The organism is Streptomyces sp. NPDC028711 (genome assembly GCF_055565415.1).
Genome location: NZ_JBVHUJ010000002.1, coordinates 993061 through 1014229, shown reverse-complemented (window position 1 = coordinate 1014229; position 21169 = coordinate 993061). Strand labels below are relative to the sequence as shown.

At 72.6% G+C, this 21169-nt stretch carries 17 protein-coding genes and 1 pseudogene; 10 read left to right on the top strand and 8 right to left on the bottom strand.

From position 1 onward, the window contains the following. Positions 1 to 28: 28 nt before the first annotated feature. The gene (locus ACZ4VK_RS10360; protein WP_468350519.1) at positions 29 to 769 is read left to right on the top strand and encodes an NIPSNAP family protein; all 741 of its coding nucleotides are present in this window, start codon (positions 29 to 31) and stop codon (positions 767 to 769) included. Between the two features lie 311 nt (positions 770 to 1080). Here the strand turns inward: ACZ4VK_RS10360 and ACZ4VK_RS10355 are convergent, their stop codons facing one another. Next, complete coding sequence (locus ACZ4VK_RS10355) at positions 1081 to 1854, bottom strand: class I SAM-dependent methyltransferase (RefSeq protein WP_468350517.1); 774 nt, start codon at positions 1852 to 1854, stop codon at positions 1081 to 1083. 29 nt (positions 1855 to 1883) lie between these two features. Here ACZ4VK_RS10355 and ACZ4VK_RS10350 point away from each other — a divergent pair. Beyond that, positions 1884 to 2542 (top strand): annotated as a pseudogene (locus tag ACZ4VK_RS10350) (transposase family protein); the annotation flags it as partial. Here ACZ4VK_RS10350 and ACZ4VK_RS10345 read toward each other — a convergent pair. Then, on the bottom strand, positions 2446 to 2898 hold the full coding sequence (locus ACZ4VK_RS10345; RefSeq protein ID WP_468350823.1) for a bestrophin-like domain: 453 nt from the start codon (positions 2896 to 2898) through the stop codon (positions 2446 to 2448). The pseudogene ACZ4VK_RS10350 and the gene ACZ4VK_RS10345 overlap by 97 nt on opposite strands. 305 nt (positions 2899 to 3203) lie before the next feature. Between ACZ4VK_RS10345 and ACZ4VK_RS10340 the strand changes: the two genes are divergently transcribed. From ACZ4VK_RS10340 to ACZ4VK_RS10315, 6 genes are all read left to right on the top strand, one after another. Next, complete coding sequence (locus tag ACZ4VK_RS10340; RefSeq protein WP_468350515.1) at positions 3204 to 4196, top strand: serine O-acetyltransferase; 993 nt, start codon at positions 3204 to 3206, stop codon at positions 4194 to 4196. A gap of 64 nt (positions 4197 to 4260) precedes the next feature. After that, the gene (locus ACZ4VK_RS10335) at positions 4261 to 5847 is read left to right on the top strand and encodes a hypothetical protein (protein WP_468350514.1); all 1587 of its coding nucleotides are present in this window, start codon (positions 4261 to 4263) and stop codon (positions 5845 to 5847) included. A 214-nt stretch (positions 5848 to 6061) separates the two neighbouring features. Then, positions 6062 to 6238: a hypothetical protein gene (locus ACZ4VK_RS10330; protein WP_468350512.1), complete on the top strand. Its 177-nt coding sequence runs from the start codon at positions 6062 to 6064 to the stop codon at positions 6236 to 6238. Positions 6239 to 6412: 174 nt separating this feature from the next. Then, entirely contained in the window at positions 6413 to 6766 is a 354-nt protein-coding gene (locus ACZ4VK_RS10325) for a hypothetical protein (RefSeq protein ID WP_468350510.1), read from the top strand. Between the two features lie 72 nt (positions 6767 to 6838). Beyond that, positions 6839 to 8464, top strand: a complete 1626-nt coding sequence (locus tag ACZ4VK_RS10320; RefSeq protein WP_468350508.1) for a phospholipase D family protein — start codon at positions 6839 to 6841, stop codon at positions 8462 to 8464. A gap of 88 nt (positions 8465 to 8552) precedes the next feature. After that, entirely contained in the window at positions 8553 to 8846 is a 294-nt protein-coding gene (locus ACZ4VK_RS10315; RefSeq protein WP_468350507.1) for a YkvA family protein, read from the top strand. A 23-nt stretch (positions 8847 to 8869) separates the two neighbouring features. Here ACZ4VK_RS10315 and ACZ4VK_RS10310 read toward each other — a convergent pair whose 3' ends face one another. Beyond that, positions 8870 to 10312: a lipase family alpha/beta hydrolase gene (locus tag ACZ4VK_RS10310; RefSeq protein ID WP_468350505.1), complete on the bottom strand. Its 1443-nt coding sequence runs from the start codon at positions 10310 to 10312 to the stop codon at positions 8870 to 8872. 16 nt (positions 10313 to 10328) lie between these two features. Further along, positions 10329 to 14990 carry a peptidase C14 caspase catalytic subunit p20 gene (locus tag ACZ4VK_RS10305; protein ID WP_468350504.1) on the bottom strand — a complete coding sequence of 1554 codons (4662 nt, stop codon included), beginning with the start codon at positions 14988 to 14990 and terminating at the stop codon, positions 10329 to 10331. Positions 14991 to 15071: 81 nt separating this feature from the next. On the opposite strand from ACZ4VK_RS10305, the gene ACZ4VK_RS10300 reads away from it, so the two are divergent. Together ACZ4VK_RS10300 and ACZ4VK_RS10295 are read left to right on the top strand one after the other, a co-directional pair. Further along, positions 15072 to 16064, top strand: a complete 993-nt coding sequence (locus tag ACZ4VK_RS10300) for a translation initiation factor 2 (protein WP_468350502.1) — start codon at positions 15072 to 15074, stop codon at positions 16062 to 16064. A gap of 142 nt (positions 16065 to 16206) precedes the next feature. After that, positions 16207 to 17256, top strand: coding sequence for a mechanosensitive ion channel family protein (locus ACZ4VK_RS10295; protein ID WP_468350501.1), 1050 nt, complete (start codon positions 16207 to 16209; stop codon positions 17254 to 17256). A 58-nt stretch (positions 17257 to 17314) separates the two neighbouring features. On the opposite strand, the gene ACZ4VK_RS10290 is transcribed toward ACZ4VK_RS10295, so the two are convergent. The 4 genes from ACZ4VK_RS10290 to ACZ4VK_RS10275 form a co-directional block, all read right to left on the bottom strand. After that, positions 17315 to 17731: a PPOX class F420-dependent oxidoreductase gene (locus ACZ4VK_RS10290; protein WP_468350499.1), complete on the bottom strand. Its 417-nt coding sequence runs from the start codon at positions 17729 to 17731 to the stop codon at positions 17315 to 17317. 62 nt (positions 17732 to 17793) lie between these two features. Beyond that, entirely contained in the window at positions 17794 to 18066 is a 273-nt protein-coding gene (locus ACZ4VK_RS10285; RefSeq protein WP_468350497.1) for a helix-turn-helix domain-containing protein, read from the bottom strand. After that, positions 18067 to 18564: a DUF2975 domain-containing protein gene (locus ACZ4VK_RS10280; protein ID WP_468350495.1), complete on the bottom strand. Its 498-nt coding sequence runs from the start codon at positions 18562 to 18564 to the stop codon at positions 18067 to 18069. A 70-nt stretch (positions 18565 to 18634) separates the two neighbouring features. Then, the gene (locus ACZ4VK_RS10275) at positions 18635 to 20785 is read right to left on the bottom strand and encodes a SpoIIE family protein phosphatase (protein ID WP_468350493.1); all 2151 of its coding nucleotides are present in this window, start codon (positions 20783 to 20785) and stop codon (positions 18635 to 18637) included. Positions 20786 to 21169 lie beyond the last annotated feature (384 nt).

Sequence of the window (21169 nt, the reverse complement as noted above, 5' to 3'; positions counted from 1 at the left end):
CCCCTGAATGCCGAACAGGAGTCCCGCTGTGCCCACCGACCTCTCCGGTCCGTCGCTCGCCGTGATCGAACTCCGTCAGTACACGCTGCGGCCGCGCCGCCGCGACGAGCTCATCGAGCTGTTCGACCGGGAGTTCATCGAAACGCAGGAGGAGGCCGGGATGAGCGTGCTCGGCCAGTTCCGCGACCTCGACGACCCGGACCGCTTCGTGTGGCTGCGCGGTTTCACGGACATGGCGGCACGTCACCGCGCGCTCACGGCCTTCTACGGGGGTCCCGCCTGGTCCGACCACGGGCCCCGGGCGAACGACACCATGATCGACTCGGACGACGTCCTGCTGCTGCGCCCCGTGACGGCCGGCAGCGGCTTCGCCGTGTCCCCGGCCGCCCGGCCGCCGGTCGGCGCCACGCCACCGGACCGGTTCATGGCCGCCACCCTGTGGGCGTTCCCTCCCGGACGGAACGACGGCATCGCACTGATCCGGGACGGTGTCCTGCCCCTGCTCGCGGAGACGGGGCCCGCGCCGCTCGCCCTCCTGGCCACCGAACCCGCGCACAACACGTTCACCAGGCTGCCGGTCCGTACCGGCGAGAACGTCGCCGCGGTCTTCACCGCGTATCCCGACGAGGCCGCGCACCGTCGGCACCTCGCCGACATGCGGGCCCATCCCCCGCTGCGGGACGAGATCCTGCCGGCCGTCGAGCGCGAACAGACGGCGCCGCCGCAGATACTTCGACTGTCGCCCACCGGCCGCTCGCTCATCGCCTGACGCCCGGGCCCCGACCTCATCCCCGCCGAGGCGGTGCCCGGTCCCGGCGGGAACGGCTCAGGCAGCGGGCCCGGTATCCGGAGGGCCTGTCGTACGAGGTGGACGCCACCCCTATCTGCACCGGCCCGGGCCACGGAAGTGCGCCTTCGGCCTGGACGCCCGGAAGAGAGGTCCGGCCTCCGCCCCGCGTTGACGACTGAGCGTCGCCGCCGACCGGGCACGCAGGCCGCAGAACCGGCTCCGTCCGCCTCGCCGCTCTCGACCTCGCGGGCGTCATCGGCTGGTGCGCGCGGTGACACGACAGGAGCCGTCTAGATGTCCGAGCCGGTGGCCGACGGAGGTACCTCGACCACGAAGAACAGGAAGCAGGGCTTCGTCGACAGGGCCTCGAAGTCGTCGGGGAACAGCTCACGGGCCGCCGGGTCGGGCTGTGGCTCGCTGATGGCGGTGAGGCGGAAGCCGGCGGTGGTGAAGGCGTCGGTCATCGCGTGCAACGGCCTGCGCCAGAACCTCATCGGGGTGGACCGGCCGTTGAGCCTCCAGTCGAACGTGTAACTGGTGGTCGCGGAATAGTCGGGGCGGGGTTCACTGAACGTATAGGCCACGAACGGGTGGTCCACCGACGCGATCAGGCGGCCGCCGGGCTTGAGTACCCGCCGTATCTCGGCCAGTGTCGGGCCCCAGTCCTCCAGGTAGTGCAGCACCAGCGACGCGACCACGTCGTCGAACGCGGCGTCGGCGAACGGCAGGGGGTCGCTCAGATCGACCACCTGCAGGGCCGCGTCGTCGCCCAGCCGCCGACGGGCCAGCTCCAGCATCCCTGCGCTCGCGTCGATGCCGGTGACGACCGCACCCCGGTCACGGAGCGCGGCGGACAGGGCGCCCGAGCCGCATCCGGCGTCCAGGATCCGGCGTCCGGCCACCTCTCCGGCGAGGGCCAGCATCGCGGGCCGCTCGTAGTGCGCGTTCACGACGCTTCGCTCGTTCACCGCGGAGTACGCCTCGGCGAAGCTGTCGTAGTCGTTCGCCCGGACCGGTGCCAAGGGCCGGGTGCGGCTCTCGGGCGTAGCGGATAGGTGTTCCATCGTCGCAGTCTAAAACGTGTTGCAGAAGCCTGCGAAGCGAGCATCTTTCTTGCGCGCGTGGGGTGTTGAGGGCCGATCTGTTGTGGGCGGAGGCGTTCACGGGTCTGCGGGTGCGGCAGTTCGAGCGGCTGGTGAAGGTCGTGCGGGAAGGGGGCGGAAACGGGCCCGGTGGCGGTCGGCCGTGGTGCCTGCCGCTGGCCGCCCGAGTGCTGCCGGCGGCCGTCTACTACCGCACGAACCTCACCATGCGGCAGCTCGCGCCGCTGTTCGGCGTCTCGCCTGCGACGGTCTGCCGCGTGATCCAGCGGCTGCGGCCACTGCTCGCGATCGAGCCGGCCCCCGCCCCACCGACGCGGTCGACCGGCTGTGGATCGTGGACGGCACGCTGATCCCGGTCCGCGACCGCACCACCGGCGCGTCCTCACGCACCTACCGGTTCTCGGCGAACGTGCAGGTCATCATCGACGCCGACACCAAGCTGGTGATCGCGGCGGCCCGGACGGTACCCGGCAACACCGCGGATACGAAGGCCTGGGGGGACTCCGGCCCGGCCGCTGTCTGCGAGGGCATGACCGTGCTGGCCGACGGCGCCTACATCAACACCGGTCTCGTCATCCCGCACCGCAAACGCCCAGGCCGGGCCCTCCTACCGGGAGAGGAGGAGGACAACGCCGAACACCGGAACCTCGCCCTCGCCGCATGACCAGACCGGCACCAAAACCGGCCCTGACCTGCCCGGACACAGCCCGACCCCACGCTGGGAGCCGGTGATCCGTTGCCGTCGGCCATGGCGGGCCATTCCCGGGTGCGCACGGCACGGGCGTAGCAGACGGCGTCGGCCTGGACACGGGCCCGCTCGGCCGCCGGGGCGTATTCGGCGGTCTCGACGAGCTGGTCCAGGGCACGGGGCTCGCCCCGGGAGGCGACCTCGGCCTTGCCGTAGGAGCCGTTGGCGGTGACCAGGACGAAGGAGAGCAGCAGGACCGTCATCGTCAGCAGCGGCCCGACGAGATCCTGCCGATGCTGGGCGTACTTCGGCCTCAGACACCGAGCTTCGGCTCGAGACCACAGAAGTTGTGCCAGAGCCGATTACGGGACAGAGCCAGAACCAGAAACGGTGTAACTCCGATTATCGAGATTGCAGCTGGGGCCAGCGCGGCAACACGTCCCGCGGTGACGGCGACCGACCGGCCGCGGAGTTTCCAAACCTCCCGGGACGAAGTATTGGGATCCTCGCAGGTGGGGGGGCTCAGGATCACTCGGATGGCTCCGTTCGGGGGAGTATCGGGCGGGTGGGGCTGACAATCGAGAGGGCTTCGTCCCAGCTTCCGTCGGACGAGAGGACAGTCATGTCATCTGCAGCGATCCCTCGGTCTGTCATCGAACGGGATCTGCGCGGCATCGTGAACCGGCTCGGCCCGGCCCCAGGTCCGGAGCTGCCCGAGCGGGTGGTGCGGCTGGTGCTGTCGCGTGTCGCAGGCCAGGTGGCCGAGGACCTTGCCGCGTTCGCGGGGCGCGATGCCGCGGCGCACGGCGATCAGTGGTACATCTACTCCGGCTACCTCAGTTTCCGGTCGGTGATGGCCCACCGGCTGGCGCACGCCGTGGGGACCCTGCGCATACCCGGGCTGCCGGCCGGCCTCCTGGCGGCGCAGGCCCGCCGGATCTCCGAGGAAGCCCGGCGCGCCACCGGGGTAGAGATCCATCCCGGTGCCGCGATCGGCCGCCGCTTCGTGGTCGACCACGGTTCGGGGACGGTCATCGGCGAGGACTGCGAGATCGGCGACGACTGCTACTTCCTGCAGAACATCGTCCTCGGGGCGAGGGACATCGTCACGCGTTCCGACGGGTTCCTCCGCCCGCGCCGGCACCCGCGGATCGGCAGCCGCGTGCAGATCGGCGGCGACGTGTGCGTGTTCGGGCCGGTGTGCGTGGGCGACGACTGCGTGATCGACCCGGGGGCGCGGATCACCACGGACGTCCCGGCCGGGGCGAGGGTGCGGGTGGTGTCCACCACGCAGATCAGCCTGACGGACCGCGCACCGGTGGTCCACGGGGTGGCCGTGGTGGCGGGGTGCCTCGTCATCACCGGCTACCGGCTCCATGAGACGGTCCCGGTCATCCTGGACGAGGAACGCACCCCCTGCGGGTCGCTGACCGTGGTCAGGGCCGGTGACACGGAGATGCACTGCCGGCCGGCCGGCACCTGGCCGGCCCGGCCATCCTCCCTCGGGCTCCTTTCCCGGGGACAGCTGGCCTGCTACGTCCGGCCCGTCGCCGAGGTACTGAACCAGTGCCGCGCGGACGATCTGGGCCATGCGCGGGCGACGTCCCTCAGCTGAGATCCACCCGGGCGCACAGACGCCCGACCAGTGCCCGCCTTCGGCGGCGAAAGGGCGGTGTGCCGTGCCCACTCCTGACATCAGTCAACGGATCGAACTGTTCGAGCTGTACCTGGCCCGCCATCCACAGCTGCGGCTGCGGATCTCCTGTCCCTCCCAGGAGTTCTCGGACCTGGAGATGGCCCAGGGAGTAGGCCGCTGGTATTCCTGTGTTCGGGGACTATGGGAGTCTCTGGACGTCGGGACGCAGCCGGACCTGGCCCTGCTGATGTTCCAGGCACCAGCGGTGCCGCGGTCCGTCGAACAGTACGTGCTCGGACTCGTGCCGCCGGGCGGTCCCGGGTCCGGTGACCGGAGGCTTCGACACGCCCTCCTCGCCGTCGACGACGACTCCGACCGGCACCTGAGCGAGAAACTGCTGGAGCGACCGGACCTGCTGCGGCAGGTGCGGGACCTGCTCACGCGCACCAGGGAGCGCGGCCAGACGGTCGAGCCGCTGTCGTGCTACCAGGCCAGCGCCCGCATGGACGAACTCGCGAACCGCCTCGGCCTGGAATGCCGGGAGACTCCCACCCGGACCCTGGAGCTGGGATCCAAGGCGGGCAGCAGGCAACTCTTCCGCACTGCGGGTCTGGCCCACGCTCCCGGCACCTACACGGCCGCCTTCGAACTGCCGGAACTGGCCCGGCAGATAGCAGACCTGACCCGCTCCCACGGGCCCGGCAGATGGCTGCTGAAGATCAACGAAGGCTACGGCTCGGGTCACGGCCTGGCCGTCGTGACGGCCACCGAGGCCACCCATGCGGCAGCCCTGGCGGCACTGCAAGCGCTCAGACCACTGACCGGGACCATCTCACGCGGCCAGTTCCTCGCGGGTCTGTCGGCCAACGGCGCAATCATCGAGCAGTACCTCGACACCCCACCGGAGGGAGAGAAGAGATCCCCGAGTGCCCTGCTGTTCATCGGCCACGGCACAGACGGTGAATCCGGTGTACAGCTCCTGGGCACCCACGAGCAGACCCTCGGCGAGGACCTGCAGTACCTCGGCTGCCGCTTCCCGGCCTCCGCCGCCTACCGGGAGGCCATCAGCGCGATGTCCCTCACCGCCGCGAGCCACCTCGCCCGGGCCGGCGTGCGCGGGCACATCGGCGTCGACTTCCTCGCCCGTAAGGACCTCAGCGGCCAGTGGGACGTGCGAGCCGTCGAACTGAACCTACGTCAGACCGGCACCACCCACCCCCACCGCACCGTCCGTGCCCTCGTCCCGGGAACCTGGCACAACGACGGCCGACTGACCCACCGCGGTGCCGAGGTGCATTACACCGGGACCGACGGCCTGGTCTCCCCGGCCTACCGGGGACTCAGACCCTCCCACGTGATCCGCGCCCTCAACGGCCGGCCGGACCTGGCGTTCGACCACACGCGCGCCCGCGGAGTGGTCCCCCACTTCTGGACCGCCCTCGAACCCTTCGGCAAGCTCGGCGTCACCGTCCTGGGCAACTCGCCGGACGACTGCGCCTTCCTCCAGCACCGCTTCGTCCAACTCCTCGACGACCTCGCCACCCGCGCTGCCGAGGCCGGGCACCGGGCGCCGGGAGCGGCAGGACGCCACGACCCCGAGCCCCTGATCCCGAGCGCGTACCGGATCTAGACGAGGCGAATAGTAGCCGCGTGAGCTCCAGGCGCGACTCGTAGATCACGTGTTCCTGTGTCGTCGCCGACCAGCTCCCGTCGACTCTGGCACCTTCATCGAGGCGGGGAGCGTGCGCCGGACGTACGGGGTTGCTCCGTTCCCTGGTTGCACCACCTGCGGCGGGTTCCGTACGCCATGGTGGAGACAAGGGAGTTGACCGGGGGGAGCTTTCGTGATCGAGCAGGCGTACGTTCACGCCGGGGACGTGACCACCCCGGCGATCGCGACACTGCGGGCTCGGATCTCGCAGGCGATAGACGACACGGAGGCGGCGACGGTTCTCGACCGCCTCAAGGTCTGGCTGCAGATGCCGCGTGATGCCACAGGCAGGGCACCGGCTACCACGTGATCGTGGTCGGCAGCGCCTTCTCCTCCGGCAGCGCCGCCTCGTACCGGCAGGACGGCGAGCTGACCCTCGCCGGCGCCGGGGCGGAAACCGCGTGGCCTTCCCCTTCCCGCCGCCGGTATCGTCCCGCCTCACCCGCCACAGCGGTTTCACCATCCAGAGAGCGATGTACACACCATGACCAGCCGGCAAGCGACGACGACCCTCTGGCGCCCCACCGGGCCCGAGGAGCTGGACCTGGTCCGGCGGCTCAGCTGGCGTGCCTGGCCGCCTCGGCTCCCCGAGCAGCCGATCTTCTACCCCGTCCTCGACGAGGAGTACGCGATCCGGATCGCGAGGGACTGGAACGTGAAGCACGACGGTGCCGGCTTCGTGACCCGCTTCGAGGTCGACTCCGCGTTCCTGAGCCGTTATCCCGTCCAGCAGGTCGGGGGGCGGACGATCCTGGAGCTGTGGGTCCCTGCCGAGGACCTCGACGAGTTCAACGCTCATCTGGTCGGTGAGATCCAGGTGGTCCACGAGTTCCGCTGATCCACGTCGGCGTCGGCGCCGCCCTTCGCATCGGCCTCCGGTGAGCGGGTACTCCGCTCAGTGGAGGCCACCGTGAGGTACAGCGACTGGATGCTCACCGTACGTGAACGTGGGAACCGCTCGACCCGGCTCGACCGGCGCCATCCCGACCGGGCCGCATGGACCTGCGGCAACGACGTCCGGCCGTTGGTCCACGGCTCGGTCTACTTCGCCGAGCTCCTCCGGGCGGTCCGGGCGCAGCGCTCCGGTGACCTGATGCTCTTCACCGACTGGCGCGGCGACCCCGACGAACGTCTCGACGGCCCCGGTACGGAGATCAGCGCCGTCCTGCGTGAGGCGGCCGGGCGGGGAGTGATCGTGAAAGGGCTTGTCTGGCGCTCCCACCTGGACAAGTTCCAGTTCAGCGAGAGCGAGAACCGCCACCTGGGCGAGAAGCTGGAGGAGGCCGGGGCCGAGTGCCTGCTCGACATGCGGGTACGGCCGGGCGGCTCGCACCACCAGAAGCTCGTCGTCCTGCGCCACCCCGGGCGGCCCGGCCTCGACGTCGCGTTCATCGGCGGCATCGACCTGTGCCACAGCCGCAACGACGACGCCTCCCACCGCGGCGACCCGCAGGCGGTGCCGTTCGCTTCGGCCTACGCCCGCCGGCCTCCCTGGCACGATGTCCAGCTGGCCATCCGCGGCCCGGCGGTCGGCGACCTGGAGGCCACCTTCCGCGAGCGGTGGGAGGATCCCTCGCCCCTCAGCCGCAGCCCCCTGGTCCGCCTCCGGGAGATCGTGCACCACGAGGACACCGCCGCCGGGGAGCTGCCGCCCCAGCTGCCCGACCCCGAGCCGTGCGGCGACCACACCGTGCAGGTGCTTCGCACCTACCCGAACCGGCTCCTGCGGGGCTATCCCTTCGCTCCCGACGGCGAGCGCAGCATCGCGCGCAGCTACCTGAAGGCCCTGCGCCGGGCGCGGTCGCTGATCTATCTGGAGGACCAGTACCTGTGGTCGCCGAACGTCGTGGGGTTCTTCGCCCGGGCCCTGCACGAGAACCCCGGATTGCGTCTGATCGCCGTCATACCGAGCGTCCCCGAGCAGGACGGACGGCTCACGCTGCCGATGAACCTGGTCGGACGTGTCACGGCCCTTGAGCGGCTGCGTCGCGGGGGCGGCGGGCGGGTGGCCGTGTACGGCCTCGAGAACGCCGCCGGGACTCCCGTGTACGTGCACGCCAAGGTGTGTCTGATCGACGACGTGTGGGCCTCGGTCGGGTCCGACAACATCAACCTCCGCTCGTGGACCCATGATTCGGAGCTCAACTGCGTCGTCCTGGACGACCGTCCCGACCCGCGTGAGCCACGCGACCCCGGTGGGCTCGGGGACCAGGCCCGCCGTTTCGCGAGGGACCTGCGGCTTGAGCTCTCCCGCGAGCACCTGGGCGACCCGGGCGGCGGGGAGCCGTCTCCCGGCTCCGGCCCGGAGCAGCTCTGCGATCCCGCGCGGGCCTTCGACGCCTTCGCCGCGAGCGCCTCGGCCCTGGACGCCTGGTACGAGGGCGGCCGCCGCGGTCCCCGGCCGCCCGGCCGGCTGCGGGCCTACCGCCCGCCGGACATGTCCCGCCTGACCCGTGGCCTGGCCATGCCGCCGTACCGCCTCCTGGTGGACCCGGACGGACGCCCGGCCAAGCTCCGGCGACACAACGCGTACTGAGTGAGGCACCGCGGTCCTCGCCTCCCTTCACGGGCGCGGGCGGCTACCGTGGCCCGAGACACCACACGACGCAGGGCAGGGGAGGAACATGGACAGCTCGCTCTGGCTCGTGGTGGCCGTGGTGGTCGTGCTCGGGGTGGCGGCATGCGCGGCCGTGCTGCTCGTACGCGTCTTCCGGGCCCGCAAGCTGCTGCTCGACTCCGGTGTCCCCCTGCAGTCCAAGGCCCTCTTCTGGACAGCCGTGGTGTACACCGTCTCGCCGATCGACCTGATCCCCGACCCGGTCTACCTGGACGACATCGGCGTCCTCCTGGTGGCCCTCCGCGCGCTGCACGCGGCGGCCGCCAGGAGCGAGGACGCACGCAAGGGGCTCCCCGGCTGAGGCGAGGGCGGCCCGTTCCCGGGTCAGCCCGTCGGGTCCACGAGCGTGATGACCTCACGGCACACCCGGCGCGGGCGCTCCGAGGACACCTCCAGGATCCAGAGCCCCGGTCCGCCCACCAGCTCCACGCGCATGCCGCCGTCCCCGTCGCCGTCGGGGGCGAAGGAGACCGGTGCGGTGGGGGTGTGGCCCTCGCGGGTGAGGGTGGCCCGGAGGTTGCGTGCGGCGAGGTCCGGCCCGGTCGCGAACACCTCGAAGGGCTCCCCCGCGAGCGCGCACTCGGGCACTTCGAGGCCGAATTCCTCGTCTCCCGCCAGCATGTCGCGGGCCTGTCTGCCCTCGCGGATCACGGAGAGCTGGTGGCCCACGGAGCCGCCGCCCGCCATGTCGGCGTGGCGGTATCCGTTCCAGACGCCGTCCTCCTCGTAGTCCAGCGCCCACCCGGCGAAGGACGAGTCCCTCGGCACCGTCCCGTCCCCGGACCAGGGGCGGTCCGGGTCCAGCCGGGTGGTGAACCTCAGCTTGTCGGGCGAGAGGATGACGCCGTGCACCGTGGGGTGCGCCATGCCGCCGAGGCTGTGCACCCGGTACGGCAGCCGGCCGCCGGGGTCGGTGCGGCGGTTCGTCTCCCGCGCGGCCTCGAACTCGTCGTGGAAGGCGAAGGCGTCCCGGACGAGCGCCGTCGGCAGGTCCGGGACGGGGTGGCGGCGGTCGTCGAGGGTCCGCCGCCGCTCCTTGCCCGGGACGAGGACCGCTTCGTACACGGGGAGCAGCTGCGCCACGGACGGCAGGGTGAGAGCCAGTTCGCGCAGTGCCTCGTTCACCAGTCTCCCGGCCGCGCCGAGAGCGGCGCTCCGTATCCGGCCGTCGCCGACCAGGGGCCCGACGCCGTTGCCCGTGAGGAACGGGACGGCCTTCGCCGCGCCCCGGTGCGGGGTGCCGAGCGTGACCAGCGACCTTGCCGTCTCCCTGCCGCCCAGGCACTCCAGGTAGTAGCGGCCGACGAGGCCTCCCATCGAGTGGCAGACGAGCATGACCTTCGGCTCGTCGGTCCTGTCGGGGTAGTACGTGTCGACCCGCTCGCGCCAGCGGGTGAGTGCGCGGGTGACGTGTTCCTTGAGGTCGTGGGCGGTGAGCCGGTTGGAGAGCCGCCAGTCGTAGGCGAAGGGCGCGTACTGGCCGTCGGCGAGTTCCCCGAGGGCCGCGCGGACGTCGGGGTAGCCCAGGCAGGAGAGCAGGCCGGGCAGGGAGTCGGGGGACTTGAGCAGTCCTTCGGCGACCAGCGCGCTGCCGGGTTCGGGGCGTTCGTCGCCGATGTCCGGGGGCAGGGCGATGCCCACGAGGGCGCGGCCCGGGCGGCGGAGCGAGAACAGGGCCTGGCGGGACTGGTTCCAGACGTCCCTGCCGTCCCGGCTCAGCCTGCTGCCCAGGATGCCCGGGACGAACACCACGAGGTCGTGCTTCATCTCTGTCTCTCCTCCGTCACCCGTCGCGGGGTTCCTGCGTGTGTCGGAGGGCGCCGTCGGCGCCCCGGTCGAAGAAGGCGTGCGGCAGCCGGATGAGGTCGCAGCGGTGGTCGCCCTGCAGGGCCACGACGAGGCCCTCCTGGTCCGCGGCGGCGTCCGCGGCCCGTACGGCGTAGCCCCGTGGCGGGACCGCCGCCTCGCCGTCCCGCCAGGCCTTGGCCCGTACGTCCCACAGGCCTGGGGCGCGGCGCTCGTCGCAGACGAGCAGCAGCGGCCGTTCGGGGGGCCCGGCGAAGACCAACGAGGTGACGCCCCGGACCGGGCCGGTGAGACGGTGGCGTTTCCCCCGGGGCAGGCCCTCGGCGACGTGCACCGCGCCGGCGTCGACCCAGGCGAGCAGCGGGACGGACTCCTCGTCGTCGGTGTCGTACCACTCGCCGAGTGCGAGCCGGGTGCCCTGGTGGTCCTCGGCGCGGACGGGCAGCAGGTCCCACTCCTCCGGCCTGGCCGGCCGGGCGTCGCGGCCTCCGCCGGTCCCGTCCTCGCCCCGGCCGGGCAGGGCGATCCGAAGGGTCTGGTCGAACTGTCCGTCGCGGTGTTCCCAGAGCAGCAGTTCGTCGCCGAGGTCGGCGGCGAGCCAGCTCGTACCGTCGCGCATGGTCCGCGCGTCGACGGCGTGGGAGCGCAGTCCGGCCGGCAGGGGCTCGCCCCTGCGCCAGTCGCGTGCCGCGTCGAGGGGCAGCTCGGCGTGGACGATCCACTGCCGGTCCGGGGCGTACACCCGTATGCGGCCGGTGGTCTCGTCGACGACGAGGCCGAGGGACGGCACGCGCTCGCCGGCGTCGCCGCCGAGCCGGAGGTCGTGGGTGGCCCGTACGGTCAGGTCGTCGGCGAGCTCCCAGAGCCGTACCGTCCGCCGGGCCGCCGCGGCCACGATCCACGTGTCCCCGCAGCGCGCGGCCCGCACGGCGGACACCGGTGCGAGGTGGGTGAGGGTCTCGGCCGGTGCTGCGGCCGGGGCGTCCTGGGCGGGCCGTGAGACCAGGATCCGCTCGCCCCACACGCGGCACAGCAGCGGTGGGCCGCCGGGGGCGTCGGCGAGGGCCACCACCGGGCGCTGGTCGTGGGCGCGCTGGGGTACGCCGTGCCGGGACGCGAGCGCGGAGCCCACGTGGAGCATGCGGAGGTCGGGGCCGTCGGCCACGGCGAGGACGCCCTGTCCGTCGGGGTCGAAGGCCATCGCCTCGTCCCTCGGGTCGCTCACCGCGAACCGGGCCTCGCGGCTCGGGTCCAGGAGGTCGCGGACGCGGACGACGAACTCCTCGTGGACGGCGAGGAGCGTGTCGTCGCCGTGCCGGCCGAAAGCGAGGCCGCGGGCCGCCGAGTCGAAGCCGAGCACCTCGTGGACCTGGGGCGGCGCGGAGGGCGCCGTGCGGTTCGTCTCGCAGAGCCAGACCGTGACCCGGCTGCCGTCCGCGACGGCCAGCCAGCCCTGGGCGCGCCCGTCGGGGCCGCCGGGTGGGGCCGCCGCCGCGGCCGCCGCGTACGCGGGCGCCGTCAGCTCGCCGAGTTCGACCCCCGCGCCGAGCAGCCGGCCGGTGGCGCGCATGCCGCGGTCGATCTCGTGCAGCGTCGCCTTCCGGCCGGCCGCCAGGACGAAGAGGCGGGGTCCGAGGGTGAGCGCCGCGAGCCGTTCGGTGTCGGACATGCGGATGTCGACGAGGCTTCCGCCGCGTTCCCGTGCGGCTCCGCGTCGCCACCGCCACGCCCAGACGCGTTCGCCGTCGGCCGCGAGGACCACCGTCTCGCCGCGCCGTTCGGCCGCGGCGAGGGTCCGCACCGTTCCGCCCCACCGGTAGACGGACTCGGGCAGCCGGGCGCCGGAGCGCCAGAAGTACAGGGCCTGGTCGTCGCGGGCGACGGTGGTCCGGTCGGGGCCGGTGCCCACGTCCCGTACCTCGGTGAGTGCCTCGCCCCTGGCGCGGTCGGCCGTGCGGGTGCGCCGGGTGAGGAGCCGCTTGCCGGACTCCGCGTCGAGGACGAGCACCTCGCCGCGGCCCGCGGCCGTCAGGGTCGCGCCGGCGAGGAGGTCCGCCGCGCCGGAACCGCCGTGCCAGCTGAGGGCGCGGGCACCGCCGAGGGGGGCGGGTCTGCGCCATTCGAAGGGGTCGGGCGGCTGGTCCGTCCAGTACTCCTGCCAGGGCAGGAAGCCGGGGTCGCGGGTGAGTGCGGCGTATGCCGTGTCCCGGTGGCTCACGAACGCCGCCGCCCGCAGCAGCGCGCGGCGGGCCCGCTGGTCGCCGTCCTCGGGGAGGGCGCGGAACGCCGCGCCGACCCTGCCGTACACCGCCGCCCCCTCGCTCTCGCGGGCGAGACCCGAGGCGAGGGGCAGCATGACGTCAGGGTCGGTCCGCAGCAGGAACTCCACGTCGTCGAAGAGCGCCCGCAGTTCCTCGGGCCCCGCCTGGGCGGCGTGTGCGCCGAGGTAGTGCCGGGTGTACGTGTCGGCGTGCTGCCAGCCGTCGGCGGCGCGGGCGCGGAGGGCCGTCACCACCTTGCGGTGTGCCTCGGGGGCGTCGAACCCGGCGCGTCGCAGGAAGTGTGCCCCGTAGCTGGGGTGCGCCAGGTGGTGGGAGGTGTCCTGCGCTTCGGGCACGTGCTGGGCGGTGACGATGCCGCCGGCCGAGGTGAGGGCCACCCGGTGGAGGTCGCCCGTGGTCAGCTCGGGGGTCCCCTCGTCGCGCAGGGCGTTGGCGAGCGCGAGCCACGGTCCGCGCCGGGACAGGCCCGGCTCCTGGCAGACGGCGAGGGGGCGCAGGATCTCCTCGGCGCGCTCGGCACCGGGCTGGGAGGTGAGGTGCTCGATCTCCTCGGCGAGCCGCTCGTCCAGGCCCATGCCGCCCTGGGCCATCCAGTCGGCGAGTTCGTTCTCGGTCACGGGGCGGGGGCGGCGGGCGAGTTCGCGGGCGGTGAGCCGGGCCACCAGGAAGGATCCCCTGCTGTGGGCGGCGACGAGGCGGGCGGTCCAGCGGCGGTCGTCCTCGGGGGCCGGGTCGGAGGTGTCTGTGTCGGAAGCGTCTTCGGAGCCGGGGGCGGGGGCGTGCTGCTGCCCGTACGGTGACCCCGGCGCCGAGAGCAGGGAGTGCACCATGGTCTCGATGCTGCGGCCCGCCTCCTCGTCGTCGCCGAGGACGAGCGGCGCGGCCGACTGGTCGAGCGTGTCGAGCAGTGTCTCCTCCAGGACGCGGACCGTGGTCCGGCGGCGCGGTTGGGGGCGGGTGCCGACGACCACGCGGACTCCCCACAGCGCCGAGAGCGGGTTCAGCAGGTGGCGGGCGATCTCGTGGGCCTGCTCGGGCATCGCCTCGTCGAGGGCGTCGAAGAGCAGGTTCAGGGAGCCGGCGCGGCCGACGAGCCGGTCGACGGCGTCGCGGCACTCCTCCGGTGTCGCCGTCCCCCGAGGCGGCGGTTCCATGCCGTCAAGGCGGGCGAGCACCTGCCACAGGGCCGCGGTGAGGGAGTGGAGCGACCGGCCCCGGCAGGACAGCGCCGCGTGGACGGTGCCGGTCCTCGGCAGGGTGGCGGGCGGCAGGTCGGGGCCGAGGGCGTCGCGCCACTCGGACAGCGAGGTCAGGGCGAGCCGGCCGAGCAGGGCCGTCTTGCCCGTGCCCGCGGGGCCGGTGACGGCGAGCAGTCCCCTGGGGTGGGTGTCCATCCACCGGACGATCCGGCTGAGGGCCCCGGTCCGCCCCGCGAAGTGCTTTCGTACATGGCCGTCGTCCTCGAGACCGAACTCCTCGGTGCCGAACCAGGGGGTGCGGTCGCGGAGCACGGCGGGGGTGTGGATCGTGCGGCGGGGGTCGACGAAGTACGGGTTGGCGAGGAAGTTGTTGGGCAGCGCGCGCACCTCGATGTGATGGGGGCGCTGTGCGGCCTCGTCGATGCCGGAGGTCTCGGCGGCCGCGTCGACGGCTTCGAGCAGGTACGGCACGGGGAGGTAGAGCGCCGCCGGGTCGAAGGGGCGGGCGTGGTCGGCTGCGGTGAACTCGGGTGCGCCGAGGACCTGTTCCAGCCATTCGACCCAGCGGCCCTCGGGGGCGGAGGCGTCGAGGCCGGAGGTGCCGACGACGACGAAGCCGTTCCTGCGGTGCCGGCGGGCCCGGTCGACGCTCTCGCGCTGTACGGCGAGTGCGCGGTCGAGGGCGGCGGGCAGGTGGCCGTGGGAGAAGCAGGCGTCGACGACGAGGAGGGTGTCGGTGTCGGTGTCGGACCGCAGCAGCCGGTCCACGAGGTCGGTGAGGGCGACGGCCCGCGCGGGGTCGAAGGGGCCGTCGGCGCAGGAGTCCTCGCAGGCCAGGTAGTAGCCCTCGCGGCCCCGGTCGAGGCCGTGGCCGGTCCAGTAGAGGATCTTCCGTTCGGCGTCGTGGGCGAGGAAGCTGTCGAGGCCCTCCCAGACGGCGCGCCGGGTGGCGCCCTCGCCGTCGATACGGACGTGGTCGCCGAATCCGAGCTTCGCGCGGGTGACGTCGGCGAACCGTTCCCGGACCTCGGCCACGTTGCGCAGGTCGGGCAGGAGTCCGCGGGTGCCCGGGGGGTGGGCGTGGCGGGCGACGGCCACCGTGCCGACCAGCGCGGCGGAGGCCCGCTCGGATCTGATCATCGCCAGGTGCTCGACCACATCACGTCCGTATCATGTCCGGGTCACCGTGCCGACCTCTGCACAAGTCCATGTGAAGACAGCTTATTTAAGGGGTAGTTGATGAGTCGAGACAGATTCACGCTGCTTGGCCGGGAGACGGACTGCCACATCTTCGAGGGTGAGGGCGTCCGCCCCATCAAGGAGGACGACGTCCGCATCCGCTACCGTCCGGTGAGCGTCGGACTCCCGGCCGAGATCGCCGGGTGGCGGCATGCCGTACAGGAGGCCGAGGAGCGCAAGGAGGCGCTCGGGCAGCCGTACCGCTGGAACAACAAGCGGTTCGCGGTGGACCGGATCGTGGTGACGCGGACCCATCTCGCCGAGGACCCCGTGGTCACGATGACACTGCAGGACGCCGACTACTACGACTTCCTCACGACGTCCATCAACCTCGACCGGCGCCAGGAGAACGGCCTGACCCTGCGTCAGCAGTACATGGAGGGCCGGGATCCGGTCGACGCGCCCGCCTTCATGAACTGCAGCTTCGGGGTGAACGTGGCGGTGGAGACGGGCCGGGACGGCAGGATGCTCTTCTCCCACCGCAGCGTCAAGGTCGTCGGTCTGAACAGCGACCGCTGGAACTCCTCCGCCAACGAGGGCCTCGCCCGCGATCACGACCTGCCGGCCGACGGCGGTCCGATCAGCCTCCACGCGGTGGCCCGCCGGGCGCTCTTCGAGGAGCTGGCGATCCACGCCTCCGACGAGGTCGACCTGGAACTCCTGGGGTTCGGGCTCGACCTCGGCAACAACCAGTGGGCGGCGTTCTTCCGGGCGGTCCTGCCGGACCTGGACGAGGAGACCCTGCGGCGGCGCTGGTCGCGCGGTGTCGCCGACAAGTGGGAGCACGACCGCTTCGCCTTCGTCCCCGCGGACCCGGAGTCCGTCCTCGGCTTCATCGCGGACCAGCCGGCGGAGGCCTGGACGCCGTGCGCTCCGGCGCTCTTCTACCTCGCTCTCGTACGCGGCGCGGTACGGCGCGCGGGCGGTGACGCCGCCGCGCGCTTCGAGGTGGAGGAGGCCGAGCAGCGGGTGATGGAGAGCCGGGGCCTGTAGGACGTCGGCGGCGCTTCGGGGCCCCGCCTTTTTGGCGGGTCCGGTAGTCGCGGGCGGCGCTTCGGGGCCCGGTGTGTTTGGTGTGGGGCACGGCGGTGAGGCGGTCAGGAACGACCACGTTCCACTCATCGACTGGGGAGCCATGGAAAGCGTTGTTCGACTGGCGATCGTCCTCGGCGGCTCGGCACTGCTCGCCCTCGCCGTCGGCCGCGCGGCGGACCTCTTCGCGGGGTACGCGGACGCGCGTCACCCCGACACCCCGCTGTGGGGGCTGCTGCGGCGCTGCCGTACCCCGCTGTACGTCGTCCTGCTGACCGCGGCGTTCCGGTGGACCTACCGTGCGACGGAGTGGCCCGCGCTCCTCGACCACACGGAAGGGGTGGACCGGTTCCTGCTGTTGTGCCTGATCGGCGGCGGCGCCTGGCTGACCGTGCGGTTCGTCTCGGCCGTCGTCGAGTCCTCGTTCGCGCGGTACGCGGCGCGTGCGCGGGACGCGGCGCGGCTGCGGCGGGTGCGTACGCAGGTCACGCTGCTCACACGGGTGATGGCGGTCGTCATCGGCGTGCTAGCCACCGCCTTCGCCCTCGTCACCTTCCCGTCGTTCCGGGGGCTCGGCACGTCCCTGCTCGCCTCGGCCGGGATCATCGGCATCGTGGCCGGTGTGGCGGCGCAGTCCACGCTCGGCAATCTCTTCGCCGGTTTCCAGATCGCCTTCGGCGACATGGTGCGCCTGGGTGACACCGTGGTCGTCGACGGGGAGTGGGGCACGGTGGAGGAGGTGACCCTCACCTTCCTCACCGTCCGGACCTGGGACGAACGCCGGGTGACCCTGCCCGTCTCGTACTTCACCTCGCGGCCCTTCGAGAACTGGACGCGGGGCGGCAACGAGCTGACCGGGTCGGTGTTCGTCCACTGCGACCACTCCGCGCCCGTCGCGCTGATGCGGGCCCACCTGCGGGAGTTCCTCGGCACCCACGCCGCCTGGGACGGGCGGGGATGGGACCTCGCCGTCACGGATACCTCGCCCACCGGCATCACCGTGCGCGGCATCGTGACCGCCAAGGACGCCGACGATCTGTGGACGATCCGCTGTGCCGTACGGGAGGAGCTCGTCGACTGGCTGACGCGGGAGCACCCCGGGGCCCTCCCCCGCATCGTCACGGCGCCGGCGGCCGACGTGCCGCGGCGCTGACCCGGGGCCACGGCGCCGATCCCGGCCACGGCACCCACCCGGTCCTCCCGACGGACGGCTACGCGGACCTGGTGGCGCTGCCGATGAGCTTGGTGGGGGTGATACGGACGATGACGCGGACGTGCTCCGCCGGGGCCTCCAGGTACTCCTTGCCGCCGCCCGGGCCGAGGTACTCCTCGGCGACGCGGACGGCGAACGCGCGGCCGGTGTCCTCCGTGACGGCGGCCGTGCCGCGGATCTCGACGTACAGGTCCGGGTCGGCCGGGTCGAAGACGGTCAGGCCGACGCGGGGGTCGCGGAGTATGTTCCGCTCCTTGCGCCGGCCCCGTGTGGTGGAGATCAGCAGCTCGCCGCCGTCACGGCTGACCCAGACCACCGAACTCTGCGGAGCGCCGTCGGGGTTGAGGGTGCACAGGACGCCGGGGTGGGGGGCGTCGAGCAGGCCGCGAACGGCGTCGTTCATCTCAAGAGGCATGCGGGGAAGGCTAGTCGGACACTCCTGTCCACGCACCGGAATAACCGCTGGTGAACAGCGCCTCACCGCCGCTCGCCGACGGTCGCCATCGCGTCGGGCGTCTCCTCTTCCTCCACCGCTTCCCCCTCCTCCTCCGCCTCCCAGCGCAGCAGGTCTCCCGGCTGGCATTCCAGTGCTTCGCAGAGGGCCGCGAGGGTCGTGAAGCGCACTGCCTTCGCGCGGCCGTTCTTGAGTACGGCGAGGTTGGCCGGGGTGATGTCCACGCGCTCCGCGAGCTGCCCCACGGACATCTTGCGCCGGGCCAGCATCACGTCGATATCCACGACGATGGGCACTCAGATCACCTCGGAGAGCTCGGCCCGCATCCGGGCCGCCTCGACATCGCGGTCCACGGCCTGGGCGAGCAGCATCCTCAGGACGAGCACGATCAGCGCGATGCCGAGCACCGCGAGGCTCGCGCCGCAGATCAGGAGGACGATGCCGGGGGCGACCGCCTCCCCCGGTGCCAGGACGACAGCGAAGGCGAACACCAGGACCGCGCCCACGGCGAAGGCGCCGGTGATGACGTCCACGTACCGGAAGGCGGCGGGCGAGAACACCGTTCCGCGCCGCACCATCGTCACGAGGCGCCACACGGAGACCAGGATGGTCTGGGCCGTCAGCAGGCCGAGGACCATGATGACGAGGAACGGCGTGCGCAGATACGCGTACTCGGGCCTCAGCCCGTTCAGGTCGCTCGCGAGCAGCGGGACCATCACCGCCTCCACGAAGACCGAACCGGCGAACAGCATCGCGAGCACGGCGCGCAGGGCGAGCACCTTCAGTTTTCCCATGACGTCTCCTTCTATCGACCAGCGATAGCAATCTATCGATATTCGATAGGTCCGGCAAGCCGCACACCCGTCAGGGCCGGCCGCGGAGGAGGAGCAGAGCCACGTCGTCGGTGCGGTGCGCGGCGTCCTTGACGTGGCCGATCAGGCCGTCGGCCAGGGCTTCGAGGTCCTCGGTCCGCGACCGGGAGAAGCGGTCGGCCAGCCGGGCCGTGGTCGTCCCGATGTCGAGACCGGGCCTCTCCACGAGTCCGTCGGTGTAGAGGGCGAGGACGGAGCCCGGCTCCCAGGGCACCTCGGTGGTCACGTACTCGATCTCCGGGGCGATCCCGAGCAGGAGGCCCGGCGGCACGTCCACCAGCCGGGTACGGCCGTCGGGGTGGCGCAGGAGCGGTGGCGGGTGGCCTGCGGTGGCCAGCCGGAGCCGGTGGTGAGCGAGGTCCAGCTCCGCGATCAGGCAACTGGTGAACCGGTCGGGGTCGAGGTCCTTCAGGAGCCGGTTGGTGCGGGCGAGGATGTCGCCGGGAGACGCGCCGGCCGTCGCGTGGGCGTGGACGGCCGTGCGGACCTGCCCCATGAGGGCGGCGGCGTTGGAGTCGTGCCCCTGGACGTCGCCGATGACGGCGATGACGGCGGCGGGCGTCGCCTGGATGAGGTCGTAGAAGTCCCCTCCGACGTCCATGCCGTGCCCCGCGGGCAGGTAGCGGGCGGCGACGGAGACGCCGGGGAGCGGGAGCAGGCTGTGCGGGAGGAGACTCGTCTGGAGGCTGCGCGCGAGGGAGTGCTTGGCGTCGTAGAGCCGGGCCCTGGCGACCGCCTGCGCGATCAGTCCCGCCAGGGAGGTGAGCAGCGCCCGCTCGGCCGCGGGGAAGGGACGCGGCCGGTCGTACGACAGGATGAGGGAGCCCACGGGACGGCCGGAGGCGATCAGGGGCAGGAACGCCCAGGCGTTCCGCCCTGGATAGCGCGGGGAGTTCGGGTGGGCCCGGAGGAGGTCGTCGGGCGTCGGGAAGAACGCCGGCAGGCCGGTGGAGAGCACCTGCGCGTCGGCGACGTCCGCCGTCAGGGGCGTACCGTCGAAGCGGTCGATGAACGCCAGGTCGTAGCCGCGGTGACCGATGATGCGCAGCCGCCCCTCGTCGGCGCTCATCAGGACGAGGCCCTGCGGACCGAAGGCGGGCACGATCTGGTCGGCGACGAGTTCGACGACGTCGTGGACACCGGCCGCCTCGGCGAGGGACGCCGCCAGGTTCATGAGCTGGTACACGGCGGCCGCGCCGATGGATTCGGCGTACCGGGGGGCTTCCACCGCGGCGCCGGCCGCGACGACGGCCTCCCCGGCGGCGTCCGTCGCCGCCGGTCCGGGCACACGGGTGATGTGGAGGCTGATGCCGGTGTTGTCCGGATAGAGCGTGAAGAGGAGCGAGGTGTGCGGTCGCCCGACCGTGAACGACGTCGGACGCCGGGTGACCACGGCCGCGCGGTAGCGGTCCTCGAAGACGGGGTCGTTCAGCCACAGCAGCACCTCCCACGGCCGCCGCCCGAGCAGCGCGGCCGCCCCGGCGTCCACGAGTTCGGCGGCGGCGGTGTTGATGAAGGTGATGCGGCCGTCGAGGTCCAGGGCGCAGCAGCCAACGGGCAGCCGCTCCGCGAAGTCGACGGCGGCCACCGCCACGGCGGGGTCCTCCTCGGCGGGCCGGGAGGCGTGCACGACGCGGGGCTCGGCGGGGTCGAGCGCGAGGCCCTGGTCGGCCGCCTCCCGGAGGGCCCGCGCCGCCCGGCGGCAGTAGCCGTCGAGCATGGCGCGCTCGTGTTCGTCGAGATGGGGCGCGTGCCAGACCGGCCACAGGAGGACGAAGCCGCCCCAGGTGGTCGTGGCGTCGGCGATCGGGGCGGCCGCCAGCATGAAGTCGTACGGCAGCACGATCCCGAGGCGCGGGTAACGGTGGGCGACCTCCTGCCGGCCCCCCAGCCAGACGAGTCTCCCGTCCCGCATGGCGTCCGCCACCGGGATCGGGGCGTCGGCGGGAATGCGTACCCAGGGAGCGGCGATCGCCCGGGAGACGCCCGACACGAGTGCGAGGCGCAGCATCCGGTCCCCGGGAACCCGGAGGTAGACCATTCCGATCGAGGCTCCGGTGCCCGCCATCACGTCCGCGAGGACGGCGTCCATGCGCCCGGAGCCGAAGGCGTCCCCGGCGTCCGCATCCGTGGGCTCAGCCACGTCGCTCACCCACCCGCGTCGGCCGACGTCGGTGCGTGCGGGCACGGGTACCGGGAGCCGACGGCCGGACACCATGGCGGCGGCGGGGGTACTGACCCATATGCGGACCATACGTCCGCCCGCGCACGACCGCCCGACGAGCTCCGGACGAGCTCTGGACGACCGCCCGACGAGCTCCCGACGGACTCCGGACGACCGCCCGACGAGCTCCCGCCGAGCTCCGACCGGGCGGAACGGTCCGCGGAGCGGCGCGGGAGACCCTGGAGCGGTTCCGCCGGACGGCTCCCGGCGAGCTCGACGGGCCCGGCGCCGGGGGTGTGAACCCGCCTCCTCGTGAGGAAAGCGCCGCCCCGTGCGCATGAAGTGCCCGGGAAGGGGTCAGAC

Excerpts from the sequence above, each read along its gene's own strand:
- ACZ4VK_RS10340 (WP_468350515.1), top strand. The coding sequence starts at position 3,204 with ATGTCATCTGCAGCGATCCCTCGGTCTGTCATCGAACGGGATCTGCGC.
- ACZ4VK_RS10280 (WP_468350495.1), bottom strand. The coding sequence starts at position 18,564 with ATGGGAAAACTGAAGGTGCTCGCCCTGCGCGCCGTGCTCGCGATGCTG.
- ACZ4VK_RS10315 (WP_468350507.1), top strand. The coding sequence starts at position 8,553 with ATGGACAGCTCGCTCTGGCTCGTGGTGGCCGTGGTGGTCGTGCTCGGG.
- ACZ4VK_RS10310 (WP_468350505.1), bottom strand. The coding sequence starts at position 10,312 with ATGAAGCACGACCTCGTGGTGTTCGTCCCGGGCATCCTGGGCAGCAGG.
- ACZ4VK_RS10295 (WP_468350501.1), top strand. The coding sequence starts at position 16,207 with ATGGAAAGCGTTGTTCGACTGGCGATCGTCCTCGGCGGCTCGGCACTG.
- ACZ4VK_RS10290 (WP_468350499.1), bottom strand. The coding sequence starts at position 17,731 with ATGCCTCTTGAGATGAACGACGCCGTTCGCGGCCTGCTCGACGCCCCC.
- ACZ4VK_RS10355 (WP_468350517.1), bottom strand. The coding sequence starts at position 1,854 with ATGGAACACCTATCCGCTACGCCCGAGAGCCGCACCCGGCCCTTGGCA.
- ACZ4VK_RS10325 (WP_468350510.1), top strand. The coding sequence starts at position 6,413 with ATGACCAGCCGGCAAGCGACGACGACCCTCTGGCGCCCCACCGGGCCC.
- ACZ4VK_RS10300 (WP_468350502.1), top strand. The coding sequence starts at position 15,072 with ATGAGTCGAGACAGATTCACGCTGCTTGGCCGGGAGACGGACTGCCAC.